The sequence below is a fragment of the Alphaproteobacteria bacterium genome (genome assembly GCA_023898745.1).
Taxonomy (GTDB): Bacteria; Pseudomonadota; Alphaproteobacteria.
Window position 1 is genome coordinate 617,398 of record CP060237.1, and the last position, 12,144, is coordinate 629,541.

Genomic DNA, 12,144 nt, shown 5'->3' on the forward strand with positions numbered 1-12,144 from the left:
CTATGTTCCTTTTATATGTTTTTCTGTAATTTTTCCTTTCTCTAAAATAACAATACGATCCAGGCTTTGCAAATTTTCCACATCATGCGCAATAGCAATTACTGTCTTTTTCTTATCGTTCATAAACTCTCTCAAGCTCTTTCGAACAAGTTCTTGTGTTTCTTTATCTAATCCAGAAGTCGCTTCATCTAAAATTAAAATAGGTGCATTTTTTAAAAATGCCCGAGCAATAGCGATGCGTTGTTTTTGTCCACCAGATAGCTTTGCGCCACGTTCTCCAACTTGCGTTTCGTAACCATCTTTAAGTGCCATAATATACTCATGGATATGTGCTTTTTGAGCAGCTTTTATAACATCTTCATCTGTAACATCAAAGTTTCCATATTTGATATTCTCCATGATGGTTCTATGAAATAAAATGGTCTCTTGTGGAATGATAGATATATTTGTTCGTACAGAATTTTGTGTGACATCAGCAATGTTTTGTCCATCAATTAAAATCTCACCTGATTGAGGTTGAAGGTACCTCAGCAATAAATAAATCAATGTTGTTTTTCCTGCACCAGATTTTCCTATCAGTCCTATTTTTTCACCTGCGTTAATATCAAGGTTTAATTCTTGAAACAGCAGTTTGTCATCATAGGCAAATCTTACATTTTTAAATTCAATGCTAGGATTTTTTACAATGAGAGGTTTTGCATTTTTCTTATCTAAATTTTCATGGGGAATTTGCAAAATAGATAGCGCGCTTTTTAAATCTCCCATAGCTTTTGTAAACCATTGAATTGATAATGTAATCCTCCATATATCTTCAGAGATCATTAAAACTGTTCCAAATACGAATGCAAATCCACCTACGGTAATTAAGCCAATTTGTTTGAGGTGAATCATATAGAACAATATGAAGATGAACATAACTGCATAAAAGCCGTTGATCATAATGGAAGTCTTGAAATTGTATTTAAGGTATTCAATCTGCCTGGGAACAAAATCTTGAGTGATTTGTTTGTTGAATTTTTTTAACTCCTTGTCTCTGGTTGAAAAAGAAAATAGAGATGTGATGTTGGTAAGATTGTCGGATATTAATCCACCTAATGTATATTTACTCTGCGCTTCTAAAAATGCCAAATGTTTGAGATGTTTAGCATAGAAGCTCATAACAAAAACATATAACATCGACCAGCATGCCATAAATAAACCAACATATACATTGATGAATACTAGAGAGGTTAAATTGACGAGAATTTTCAGAATTTTTGAAAATAATCCGCGATGAACTTCTTGCCAAAATTTTTCATATCCAAGGAGTAAAGCATTGATTTTTGTTGTAATCGTTCCAGTTAAATGAGTTTGAAAAAATATGTAAGAGTGATGTTGCACGTAATTAAGAGAATTGCTTAAAATGGATTGCTTTACTTTCGGTACAGCTCGCCATTCTGCTATGTCACTAATACGCCAGGCTGCATCAATAGCGAATTGTATAAAAAAAAACAAAACGATCGGAAACAAAACCGCACTATAGCCAAACGCTGTTTTTTGTATCATGGCATCAATAATTAGTCGAATTGAATAGTTATAAACAAAAGCATAAAACGCAGTGATAATAGGTGCAATCAACATGGTGAGGTAATGCCATTTATAAGGCTTGATATGATGCCATAAAAACTGCGGAATATTCATGTTAAATCCTTTGTTGGCGATTCCATAGCTCTTTATAGATACTGTTGGATTTTTTCACGAGCTCATCATGCGTTCCTTCTTCTGCAATTTTTCCCTTATCTAAAACCGCAATGCGATTCATAGTTTGCAAGGTGGAAAGGCGATGTGCGATTGCAATAACTGTTTTCTTTTTATCCTTCATTAACGTATCCAAACTCTTGCGAATTAACTCTTCTGTTTGGCTATCTAATGCAGATGTTGCCTCATCTAAAACCAAAATAGGCGCATCTTTTAAGATCGCGCGTGCGATTGCAATACGTTGTCTTTGTCCGCCTGAAAGTTTAATGCCACGCTCTCCAACTTCTGTATTGTAGCCATCTTTCATTGTCATGATATAGTCATGAATGTAAGCTTTTTTACACGCCTCAATGACTTGCTCGTCTGTTGCATTTGGATCTCCATATCGTATGTTTTCCAGGATAGTCCTATGGAATAAAATTGTATCTTGCGGAATAACTGTTATATGTTTGCGCAAAGAATCTTGCTGGACTTGCGTAATATCTTGTCCATCAATCAGAATTTCACCAGATTTAAGCGGGAAATATCTTAGGAGTAAGTGTATCAAAGATGTTTTGCCTGCGCCGGATCTTCCCACAAGCCCAACTTTTTCACCTGCCTTGATTTCCAAGTTAAGCCCTTTAAATAAAACATCTTCATCAAAACCAAACCATATGTTTTTAAATATAATATTAGGCTTTTGTATTACAAGTGGTTTTGCATTTTTTATATCAACATTTTCATGAGGGGTTTGGAGAATTGATAATGAGCTTTTGAAATCACCCATAGCCCTTGCAAAGTCTTGCACAGAGATTGTAACGCGCCAAATATCTTCAGATATCAAAAGAACTGTACTGAATACAAAGGCAAAGCCACCAATTGTTATTAAACCAACGCTTCGCAAGTGAATCATATAAAACAAGATGAATGTAAACATAACGGCATAGAAAAAACTCGCAGCAACTTGAACTTTAAAATCGAATTTATAGCAAGCGACTTGTTTGGGGATAAAATCTGTATTAATTTCATGTTCAAGTCTTTTTAACTCTCTTTTTCTTGCGGCAAAAGAAAAAATAGAAGCGATATTTGTGACATTATCTGCAACCAAGCCGCCTAAGGCATATTTACTTTGATTTTCCATGAATGCCAAGTAATTCATGCGCTTAGAATACAGGCGCATAGCTAATACATAGAGAATAGACCAAAACGCCATAAACAAACCAACATGTAAGTTTATAAAGACAAGAGAGGCTAGGTTAATAACAATTTTCAGAATTTTTGAAAAAAGCCCATGATGCATTTCATCCCAAAATTTATCATACCCATGAACGAGACCTTTCAGTTTTGTTACGATCGTTCCGCCAAAATTGTCTTGAAAAAATTTATAGGAATGATGCTCCACATATTCAAATGACTCTAGCATGATAGAGCGTCTGACTTTTGGTTCAGCGCTCCATTCAGCCATGTTACTAACACGCCAGGCTGCATCAACTAAAAATTGTATAAATAGAAATAGAAAAATTGGCCATATGATCTTACTATAACTGAATTCGGATTGCTGGAGCATATTATCAACAAACAATTTAATGGAGTAGTTATATACGAAGGTATAAAATGCTGCAACGATTGGCGCAATCATCATGACAGCATAAAGCCATTTATACGGCTTAATGTGACGCCATAAAAATTGTGGAATAGTCATGATTTTTTATGTGGCTAATAATTATCATTTTAGCCCGAATATTTGACGTTATACCATGTTAAGAAAAGTTATTTTTGCGGAATAGCAAAATGAAGAAGCAAGTTATAACTAAAACTGGAGCTATAAACCATTCTATTGAGTGAAGAATAAATCCATCAGATTGATATGCCCAATAGGGCTGCATGATGCTTTGCTGTAGATAAAGCCCAAGGGCTAAATAATATCCCCAGTTTTTACGCTGAACTAATCCATAAACAATCAACACATCTATCATTAACATTATACAATCCATTTCGATAGTTGTTTTATTTATAAAGTCTAATATTCCTAAGATATGTATGATAATACCTAAGGTGGTCACTAGAATCACAAATCGCCTTAGAGATTGTTCATTGTATTTTTAATCTTTTTACACGAGCTTTGAGTGATGGGATGGCAGAGGTTAAAGCATTTTCATAAAGCCCCATAGCAAGCTCTTTGAGTTCCGGATATTGACGTGATAAATCAACAGCTGCCTGCAGAGATTCCACCTTGACGATTTTGCTTGGGCTATTGTGAAATAGATCTTTTAACAAACTCTCGAGTGCTACTACTTCCCGCTCTTCAAAAGGAAGTCGTTTTAGCATTTGCAGGAGATGCCATTTTGTAATGTTATTTTTACATGTTTTGAGCGTTGCAAGAATTTCGTTTTTAAAAGGGTGAATGGCATCTGGATGGTTGCGAGAAAATTTTTCTAACTCTTCTGCATAAGGTTCAAGATGGAGACTATTGATTAATACCTGTATATCCATAAGATTTTTCCTCTTTTATTGATAAGTTATTTTTTTTATATCTGAATATTTGTCTTGAACTATATGAGCGTTTTTATCCTCCAAGATAATTTCATCGATTTGGGATCGAGATATATAGATTGTTTGCTGTCTATGACTTGGATCTTTTTTAAATATAAGTTTTCCAATTTTAGAGGATTTTATCGTTATTTCTTTAGAGCGCAACTCAGCTTTTGTTATTTGCGTGCCTGTTGCTTTGAAATCACCATTGGATAACACAGTAGTAATGCGGCCAGCTTCAATAGTGAGAACGCCATTGATTTTAAGGTGATCAATAATTACGTTTTGAAGATAAAGTGTTCCATTTATATCAATTGCTTCAATTTCTGAATTTTTGATTTCTAATTCTCCATTGGCTGCAATTTTTTTTATTAAACCATTTGTAATTTTCCCATAGCCTTGCAGTTTCAAAACTTCTGTTTTAAGCAGTGCGGTTTGTGTGGGTTGTGGCATTAAAAAAAATAAAGTGAACATGAATATGATAATTAGAATCTTCGGTTAATTTTAGCAGCAAGCCTATAGAATAGGTCAAGCTTTTCTTGATTTATAGCTATAAATGCAGCAAAATAGTGCTGAGGGCCTATAGTTCAGCGGTAGAACTCACCGCTCATAACGGTGCTGTCGTAGGTTCGAATCCTGCTAGGCCCACCATCCGTCTTCGCTAATTTTGCTTTTAGCAAAATTTAGCTACGACGTGACTACGTCGTAGCGTGCGAAATGGAAGCCTCGCCGAAGCCTTAGCGTAGGCGGGCTGTACTTATATGCTTAAAGGTAGTCGCAATGAAAATCAACATCTTAGGCGCAGGTGCATTTGGAACAGCTTTAGCTATAGCTTTTTCTCCAAATCATAAAATCCGCCTCATCACACTTCCTAAATATTTTGAAGAATTATTATCTGGTTACAACTGCTTTATTCCCGATGTAAAAATTCCTAAGTCTGTTGAAATCAGTCTTGATATTGATCCAGATTGTGATGTGTTATTTGTTGCGACGCCAGCGCAAGTTATAGAAGAAGTTGTCAGTCGACTAAAAAAAGAACTGCCTAAGCATATTCCTATTATTTTTTGTTCTAAAGGTTTATATGTCAAAGATAATAAACCGTACTTGATGACAGAATATGCAAAAACAACTTTAAAAAATCCTTTATATGTTTTAGGGGGTCCAAATTTTGCATGTGAATTAGTAGAGTATAAAAAATCCTATGCCAATATAGCAGGCCCAAATGCTGAAGCAATTTGCGATGCGCTTTCACAAAGTCATTTTATATTAGAAGCTTGGCATGATGTATGCGGTATACAGGTTGCTGGTTTTATGAAAAATGTGTTCGCCATTGCAGCTGGATATTATGAAGGTCAAAAGAAAGGTTTAAATGAAAAAGCCGCTTTATTTACTCATGCATTTCAAGAAATGAGCCTTGTAGGTAAGACGTTTTGGAAAGCGGATTTTGATGATCGCACTCTGTTAACCTATGCAGGAGTAGGGGATTTGGTTTTAACATGCGGAAGTGCAAATTCGAGAAATTATAAGCTTGGTTTAGCGCTAGCTTCTGGAATGTCATTTGATGAGTTTAGGAAAAAGCACAACTTGACGGCAGAAGGCGCTTATACTGCGCAGTCTATTTATAAAATCAAAGGAGATTTGCCTTTACCGACCTGTGATATGATTCACAATAGACTGTTTTGATATGAAGGTTGAATGGTCCTCAGGCAGCGAAAGTAAATCGCATAGCAAGAGGAGACACATAAATATTACAAACATTTGTCTCTTTATTTTTTTAACTTACCCAGTAGAAGGTTTCCCTCCTAGATTTATTGTTTAGGAAATTTCACAAAAGAAATACCCTGAAAAAACACGGGTATTTTTTTTCTTCGCATAGGGCTTGTCATCACGAGCCTTGTGAAGCAAGGCATGGTGATCCATTATGGATGGCCACGCTTCGCTCATCATGACGATGTGCAGAGACTTGAATCAATACCCCCAAAGATTTTCTTTGAAATTTTTCTTGATGAAGTCTTTGTGATTTTCAGTTTCAGGGTAATCAAACGTTCTAGGCTCACAAGTTCGTCTGTTGATAGAGGATACATTACCAACTTCAGCTCTATTTTGTTTTTCTGTATTCAAAAAGCTTTGCTGTCTTCCGCCTTGTGTTAGTTCAATATATACGGAAGCAAGTAGCCTGACGTCAATTAATGCTCCGTGTTTTTCACGATCTTCTAAAGAAATGCTAAAACGTTTGCATAGCGCATCAAGATTGTTTGCCATACCTGGATATTTTTTGCGTGCAATTTTAAGAGTATCGATCGACTGATCAATATGAATTGTTGGATAATCTAATCGTGCAAATTCAGAGTTTAAGAACTTTACGTCGAACTCGGCATTATGAATAATCAATCGCGCATCTTTGATAAAATCCCATAGCTCTGGTGCTATATCTGCAAACAATGGACTGTCTTTAACAAACTCGTTGTCAATCCCATGAACATTATAAGCTGCTCGCCCAATTTCGCGTTGAGGGTTTATATACTGATGATAAGTTCGGTCAGTAGGGTACAGACCTTGATCTAGCTCAAGACAAGCAACTTCAATGATCCGATCACCCTTGAGAGGGTCAAGGCCTGTTGTTTCCGTATCGAGAACAACAAAACGAGAGTGAGAGGATGACATAGAATCTTATTTGTGCGGAATGTGTGCAGGGTTAATTCTGCGGCTCAAACCAACAACCGCCCAAATCCATGCTACACAGATGATCAGGAATACAACACCTGTGTAAGGTGCAATATCCGCTAAAACTTTTGTTCCGCAGATAATCAAGAAAGTAGCTTGAACAAGCGCTCCACCAGCTTTTCCAGCGCGTCCGCCAATTACGTCAACAGCAGCTTTACCAGTTGTTTGAGCCGTTTCATCCAATGTCATATAAGCCAAGTCTTTTGTTGGGTCAAACAAAGCATATTTAATAGACTTTGAAATTACAACTGTCGCCAATCCAACAAATACAGCGCCTGCTACTGGACTTTCAATAAAACCTTTAAGAAGGCTCGCCATAAAGTCTTGAGATACGATGCATCCAAAGAAAATTCCACCAAGTGATAGAAGTAAAACTGGTGTAATAAGGGCTGCAACTCTCCAAGGTGCGCGTCTTAGGATGTTTGTACCAATAAACCAACTAAATACCACAGTTACCAAACCAATATAGAAAGATTGCCATCCCATAAAGGCATTGTATGCACCGAGATTTCCTTGGAAGTAAATTTTCATTTGATCTTTCCATTGAAGCTCTACGATATTAACAGTGATCCCATAGCTGATCATAAGAATTGCGATGTACCCAAGTTCTTTGCTATGGAAAACAATTCGCATGCTGTCCATTAGGCTTGGTTTTTTCTTTTTCTCTTTCTTTTGTTGAGTTTCAGATGGATCGTAGTATTTTTTGTCTGTCAACACAGTTGTGTGCATCCAACGGAATACAAGCATTGCAATAATTCCCATTACAACAATAGATGCGCATAGAAGTTTAACAGATGTTCCCCAAGCAAAGTTTGCTGGCATTGAGCAGAAGGCAACCGTTGGACCAGAAAGCATCAAAGCTGCATTTCCAAATGTTTGAAATAAGCCATAAAATCTTTTTGCTTCTGTTCTTCTTGTGATTCTGTTTGCGTATTGCCAGAACATAAGCGCAATCATCGCGCTTCCCCAAATTTCAGACAAGATATAGAAAAGAGAGTAGCTCCAGTGCGCCATAATATCAATGAGTTGATGTACCCATTTCATAGATGAATAGGCATATAAGCTCTTAACAGTTTCAGGGGACATATGAATGATATCAACCATAGGATATAATACAAATCCAAAGAAACCAAAGAATATTAGAAACGGTGTAATAATCAGATAAAACACTTTTTCATGACTGAATTTCGAAACAAGTTCAGCATAAATCAGCACGAATAAGATGGCGCATGGTGTGATCAATAATTTTAGAAATGGAATAGAGGCTGCGCCAATAGAGTTTACAACAAACGCATCTTTTGTATCGCGCATAACTGTATAGTTAAACAAGATACAAAACATGATAATCGCTGTGGGAATAAATTTTTTAAGTTCATAATTATGTATAGGCCAAAGAAGGGCTCTCAAACCCTTAAAGTCCTCATTTGCGTGTTGCATTGATAAGGTTAATTTAATAATTCGCTAACGCCAGTATAGCTGTTTGCCAATGATAAGCAAAGAGCATTTGAAAAAATCAGAAAAATTTGAAAGATTAACTTTTTGTTTAAAGAGTTTGTGAATAGACTGTTGCCTAGAGGGTGACGGCGGGCGTTCGTCATCATGAGGCGCGTGAGGTGGTGGTGATCCAAATGGACAGCCGCAGCCCTTTTTCGCGGAGCTTCGCTATGACGACCTTCCAGTGCAGAGATATTATGCAATTAGAATTTTTTTTAGCCAGAAAATTGAGTCGTAGGAAAGAGGGGTTTGCTTCTCTCATCACAAAGTTAGCATTTTCAGGAATTTTTTTAGGTGTAACAGCTTTAATTATCGTTATGTCTGTCATGAATGGATTTAAAGAAGAATTAATGCGTCAATTGATTGGCATGAAAGGGCATGTAGTTGTTTTTAAACATGGAGGGGTAGATCAATACGAAGATATTTTAGAGCAATTGACGCGCAACAAAAATGTAACCCTTGCCTTGCCTGTGATAGAAGAACCCACGTTGCTGATTAAAAATGATCAATTTCATGGTGTGATGTTGTATGGGCATGATCCTGAATCCTTAAGAAAGCACGCATATTTTAAAGACAACATAAAACAAGGTTCTATCGCGGATTTGCAAGATGATAATACAGTTATGATTGGGTCGCGCCTTGCAGAGCAATACAATTTGACTGTTGGAGATACTTTGACATTATTAAATCCTCAAGGAGAGGAAACAATTTTTGGTATTACACCCAAAGAAAGAGACTTTAAAATTGTAGGTATTTTTGAGTTAGGGATGCGCGAGTATGATCGAAGATTTATTTTTACCTCGCTTGCAACCATGCAGCAGTTTTTTTACCAACCGGATATGGTGCATCACATTGATGTATTCACCAAAACAGGGGATGCAACAGGTGTGCATATGGAGCGACCTTATCATGTCTTAGATTGGCAACACACAGATTCTACCTTGTTTAAAGCGTTGCTGGTGCAGAAGAATGTTATGTTTATCATTTTGGCGCTTATGATTGTGATCGCAGTTTTGAACATTGTGTCGAGCTTAACAATGTTCGTAAAAGATAAGACCAAAGAGATTGCGATTTTAAGATCGATGGGCATGCAGAGAAGTGGCGTGAGAAATATCTTTTTATTAAGTGGCTCTATGATTGGTGTGAGCGGAACATTTTTGGGTGCATGTGTAGGCGTGTTTGTGAGTCAGTATATTAATCAAATCACCCAATTTATTGAGCGCGTGTTTCATGTGAAAATTTTTAATCCTGAACTGTATTTCTTATCTCAGCTTCCGTCTGTAGTAGCATATCAAGATATTTTTTATGTGTGTTTGATGAGTTTGGGATTTACATTTTTGGCAACGCTGTATCCTTCGGTGAAAGCATCTAAATTAGAGCCTGCGCCGGTGTTACGTTAGGCTTGACGCTTCATTACTAAGCATAAATTTTGACTTACAGAGTATATAGTTCCTTCTTGTTGTGACGCATCCTCAATGTTACACACAGTGATTTTTTTACGTACAACGCCTTGATGGTGTGTTCGAGCAATAAGTTCTTGTCCAATATAACAGCCCTTATTATAACTAACAGCGTCTTCAGGTATGTTATGTTCCAATATAATACTCTTCAAGGGAATGAGTTCCCATGGTGGATCTGAAATACCGCTTTTAATGCGGTGATAATGGTACTCTTCGAAATTTTCCATGGGTGTATTTGAAAGAAATCGGTAACCATAAAAACGCGGGTCTTTGTAATAAACCTCGTCATCCTGAGTGCATAGCGCGAAGGATCTTCTCGCGATAGACTCAGGAAGATCCTTCGTCTTCGACTCGGGATGGCGAGGCAAAGACCACCCCACATACCCTTCAACATCCTCAATCTCAACATTTCGATTTAATTTATATCGATTTAATACGGTTAGAAAGTTTTGTTTATCATATACTTCAAGTAGATATCCATCTTTATAAGATGTAATAAAGACGTCAGATAAGAAGCGTCCATTGGGGGTTAAGAGAAACCCATACAAAGCCGATGATCCCGTCATGGCGAGATTTTCGTCAGAAAATCGCGGCCATCCAGTTGCTGGATCGCCACGTTGCTCCGCTCCTCGTGATGACGTGCTTACCTTACGGATATCACATGTTAAAAGTCCCTGTAAAAAATCTAGCGTTTCCGCACCTTTAATAAAAATAAATCCCCGATTCAGTTTATCTATCATTGCAACTTATCCTTTTTCTGTTTAAGCAAAATTGCTTTTCCAAGCCGTTCTAAACTATCTTTCATTTCGCCATCTTCAAAATCTTCCAATAAAAGATCTATTTTTTGAAGATTTTCTTCTGATAATGTTAGTTCTATTTTCTTTACAGGTTTTTCGAGTTTTAGGACATGCTTGTATCTTAGTGCTTTAATAAGCTCTTTACCAAAATAAGTATTGATTTTTTGTATGATCTCTTCTTCCATTGTGTGTAGAAAAAGCGAAGAGGAGCTGGTTGTGTTTAGAACCAATACCCCGGGCAAATTTCTGTAGCATATCACTTTAGAGGGTTGCGTCATTTTCGCAATTGGCTTTTCAACAATTTTATCCCACTCAGCAAGTAGACGTCCGTGTAAAAAACCTCTTTTGTTTTTATGCTGTCTGAGCGCTTTGTCGATGCCATGTTTTATATGCTTCATATTTTATAAGATTCGTCATGACGCCTTTTAATGCTTTAGTTATTAAAGCTTACTTTAGGTCAGAAATGCAATTACGTCAAAATTCTAAGGGCTTTTTTATCATCTAAAAGCTTAATAAACGTTTTAGGGCATAAGGTTACAATAGAAGGATCACAGGTATCGCAACCTTCATCCTCAGTTTGGCATTTTTCCCAGCAAAAACGACCTCCAAGATATGTGTAGTGATTCATAACTTCAAAGGCATTATTCCAGTTAATAATACCTTCAAGTGATATACATGGAAGAGGGCAAGGCGTGTGTTTGCGTTTCAAATGATGCAAAAAATGATGAACGTTATGAATACGTTCATGACCTGTACTACCTGCAAAATGATGGGTATGTTGCTCCATAATATGATCGAGCGTTGGAAAATCTTTTTTAAAACGGGTGTTTCTAAAATTCCGCGTTACATATCCAAACCCATGCAAATCCCAAAATGAACTTGAAACGATGATGTTTTTATATTTTTTTAATAGGCTTTTGAAAAAATTTTCAAAAAATTCCAAATTTCCATAAAATCTTAGACGCTCTGTAAATTTTAGAGCGCGCTTTGGATCGTAAAAATAAGATTGTGAAAAATAAGGGGTTAATGTAGCGCGTTTCCAAAAATCTTTATAATTATATATTGTTGCAGGATCTCCTTGCAAAACAAACTCTGAATTGTAAGGTAAATTGGGTGTGGGGCAGTCATATGGCAGGATGAGCGCCGTCTCATAGTGGTTTTCAATATCACAATAATCAGGGTCATCTGTTCTATGTGCGGGCAAACAAGAAAAATCAAAGTTTTCAATATAAAAGTTTCGTCTATGATATAAAACAGATAGTTCAAAGTCTCCTGGCGTTCTGTACGCAGAAAACAGCCCTATAACTTTTGTTGTTTCAGGAATAGGTGTATGACGATGTTTCAGAAAATCCACAAATGTAAGTTGTGAGCAATCTGATTTTGGTATGTAAAAACTCATAGTAATATTTTTTATATACACA

The 12,144-nt window shown here is 36.6% G+C and carries 12 protein-coding genes and 1 tRNA gene; 3 read left to right on the forward strand and 10 right to left on the reverse strand.

Annotated elements, in window-relative coordinates; genetic code table 11:
- The 5 genes from H6850_03085 to H6850_03105 are packed head-to-tail and all read right to left on the reverse strand — an operon-like array spanning window position 1 to window position 4,722.
- Window positions 1-1,680, reverse strand: a complete 1,680-nt coding sequence (locus H6850_03085; GenBank protein USO02073.1) for an ABC transporter ATP-binding protein — start codon at window positions 1,678-1,680, stop codon at window positions 1-3.
- A gap of 1 nt (window position 1,681) precedes the next feature.
- Complete coding sequence (locus H6850_03090; GenBank protein ID USO02074.1) at window positions 1,682-3,418, reverse strand: ABC transporter ATP-binding protein; 1,737 nt, start codon at window positions 3,416-3,418, stop codon at window positions 1,682-1,684.
- 58 nt (window positions 3,419-3,476) lie between these two features.
- Window positions 3,477-3,779, reverse strand: a complete 303-nt coding sequence (locus tag H6850_03095; protein ID USO02075.1) for a hypothetical protein — start codon at window positions 3,777-3,779, stop codon at window positions 3,477-3,479.
- Between the two features lie 28 nt (window positions 3,780-3,807).
- A complete protein-coding gene (locus H6850_03100) occupies window positions 3,808-4,209 on the reverse strand; it encodes a hypothetical protein (GenBank protein ID USO02076.1) in 402 nt (133 codons plus the stop codon).
- Between the two features lie 15 nt (window positions 4,210-4,224).
- Window positions 4,225-4,722, reverse strand: a complete 498-nt coding sequence (locus H6850_03105; protein USO02077.1) for a hypothetical protein — start codon at window positions 4,720-4,722, stop codon at window positions 4,225-4,227.
- A gap of 102 nt (window positions 4,723-4,824) precedes the next feature.
- Between H6850_03105 and H6850_03110 the strand changes: the two genes are divergently transcribed.
- Window positions 4,825-4,899: transfer RNA gene (locus tag H6850_03110), tRNA-Ile, on the forward strand.
- Between the two features lie 129 nt (window positions 4,900-5,028).
- Entirely contained in the window at window positions 5,029-5,931 is a 903-nt protein-coding gene (locus H6850_03115) for an NAD(P)-binding domain-containing protein (GenBank protein USO02078.1), read from the forward strand.
- A gap of 285 nt (window positions 5,932-6,216) precedes the next feature.
- On the opposite strand, the gene dnaQ is transcribed toward H6850_03115, so the two are convergent.
- Together dnaQ and H6850_03125 are read right to left on the reverse strand one after the other, a co-directional pair.
- Window positions 6,217-6,912: a DNA polymerase III subunit epsilon gene (gene dnaQ, locus H6850_03120; GenBank protein ID USO02079.1), complete on the reverse strand. Its 696-nt coding sequence runs from the start codon at window positions 6,910-6,912 to the stop codon at window positions 6,217-6,219.
- A gap of 6 nt (window positions 6,913-6,918) precedes the next feature.
- On the reverse strand, window positions 6,919-8,409 hold the full coding sequence (locus H6850_03125) for an NTP/NDP exchange transporter (GenBank protein ID USO02080.1): 1,491 nt from the start codon (window positions 8,407-8,409) through the stop codon (window positions 6,919-6,921).
- Window positions 8,410-8,663: 254 nt separating this feature from the next.
- Between H6850_03125 and H6850_03130 the strand changes: the two genes are divergently transcribed.
- Window positions 8,664-9,866: a lipoprotein-releasing ABC transporter permease subunit gene (locus H6850_03130; protein USO02081.1), complete on the forward strand. Its 1,203-nt coding sequence runs from the start codon at window positions 8,664-8,666 to the stop codon at window positions 9,864-9,866.
- Here the strand turns inward: H6850_03130 and H6850_03135 are convergent.
- The 3 genes from H6850_03135 to H6850_03145 form a co-directional block, all read right to left on the reverse strand.
- A complete protein-coding gene (locus tag H6850_03135) occupies window positions 9,863-10,666 on the reverse strand; it encodes a hypothetical protein (GenBank protein ID USO02082.1) in 804 nt (267 codons plus the stop codon). The genes H6850_03130 and H6850_03135 overlap by 4 nt on opposite strands.
- Complete coding sequence (locus tag H6850_03140; protein ID USO02083.1) at window positions 10,663-11,121, reverse strand: DUF721 domain-containing protein; 459 nt, start codon at window positions 11,119-11,121, stop codon at window positions 10,663-10,665. The genes H6850_03135 and H6850_03140 overlap by 4 nt, the downstream gene beginning before the upstream one ends.
- A gap of 71 nt (window positions 11,122-11,192) precedes the next feature.
- Window positions 11,193-12,122, reverse strand: coding sequence for a hypothetical protein (locus tag H6850_03145; GenBank protein ID USO02084.1), 930 nt, complete (start codon window positions 12,120-12,122; stop codon window positions 11,193-11,195).
- Window positions 12,123-12,144 lie beyond the last annotated feature (22 nt).

Excerpts from the sequence above, each read along its gene's own strand:
- H6850_03145 (USO02084.1), bottom strand. The coding sequence starts at position 12,122 with ATGAGTTTTTACATACCAAAATCAGATTGCTCACAACTTACATTTGTG.
- dnaQ (USO02079.1), bottom strand. The coding sequence starts at position 6,912 with ATGTCATCCTCTCACTCTCGTTTTGTTGTTCTCGATACGGAAACAACA.
- H6850_03125 (USO02080.1), bottom strand. The coding sequence starts at position 8,409 with ATGCAACACGCAAATGAGGACTTTAAGGGTTTGAGAGCCCTTCTTTGG.
- H6850_03085 (USO02073.1), bottom strand. The coding sequence starts at position 1,680 with ATGAATATTCCGCAGTTTTTATGGCATCATATCAAGCCTTATAAATGG.
- H6850_03090 (USO02074.1), bottom strand. The coding sequence starts at position 3,418 with ATGACTATTCCACAATTTTTATGGCGTCACATTAAGCCGTATAAATGG.
- H6850_03100 (USO02076.1), bottom strand. The coding sequence starts at position 4,209 with ATGGATATACAGGTATTAATCAATAGTCTCCATCTTGAACCTTATGCA.
- H6850_03115 (USO02078.1), top strand. The coding sequence starts at position 5,029 with ATGAAAATCAACATCTTAGGCGCAGGTGCATTTGGAACAGCTTTAGCT.
- H6850_03135 (USO02082.1), bottom strand. The coding sequence starts at position 10,666 with ATGATAGATAAACTGAATCGGGGATTTATTTTTATTAAAGGTGCGGAA.
- H6850_03140 (USO02083.1), bottom strand. The coding sequence starts at position 11,121 with ATGAAGCATATAAAACATGGCATCGACAAAGCGCTCAGACAGCATAAA.
- H6850_03130 (USO02081.1), top strand. The coding sequence starts at position 8,664 with ATGCAATTAGAATTTTTTTTAGCCAGAAAATTGAGTCGTAGGAAAGAG.
- H6850_03105 (USO02077.1), bottom strand. The coding sequence starts at position 4,722 with ATGTTCACTTTATTTTTTTTAATGCCACAACCCACACAAACCGCACTG.